At 40.5% G+C, this 531-nt stretch carries 1 protein-coding gene; it reads left to right on the forward strand.

From position 1 onward, the window contains the following. Window positions 1–531 (forward strand): WYL domain-containing protein (locus GC096_RS15855; RefSeq protein WP_171631519.1); only part of this gene is annotated, 531 nt, incomplete at both ends.

Raw genomic sequence — 531 nt, forward strand, 5'->3', positions numbered from 1 at the left:
CGTTCCATTCAACTGTCATTTTATGATTGGGAAGGTCGGTCCGAGATTCTTGAAACCGTAAAGACATGTCAAGAATCCATATCCAAGAAAAGGCTGGTTTCGTTTAATTATACAGATAAAGACGGGGCTGTAACGGATAGAATCGTTGAGCCCTATGAGCTGCATTTTAGCGAATCGAGTTGGTATTTGAAAGGATTCTGTTTACATCGACAGGGATCTCGAACATTCAAGTTATCCCGGATCGATCATATTACTATGAATGAACGCGCGTTTCATCCTAGAGAAGATTGGTCTGAGCAAGGACACGAAGCAAGTTATCTTCCGCAATTCGTCACGATTAAGGCATGGATATCACCTAGAATAAAAGATCAAATCATCGAAAGGTATGGTAGAAAAAGTATTGAAGACCATGGTTCTGGACTTTTGTTAGCAACCATGTTTGTCCCTCAAAATTATATGGGATTTCAACTTCTAGCAAGCTTCGGCACTCATCTAAAGGTTGTAGAGCCCAAAACCTACGTTGAAGACTTT

The sequence above is a fragment of the Paenibacillus plantarum genome, assembly GCF_013141695.1.
GTDB classification, from domain to species: domain Bacteria; phylum Bacillota; class Bacilli; order Paenibacillales; family NBRC-103111; genus Paenibacillus_E; species Paenibacillus_E plantarum.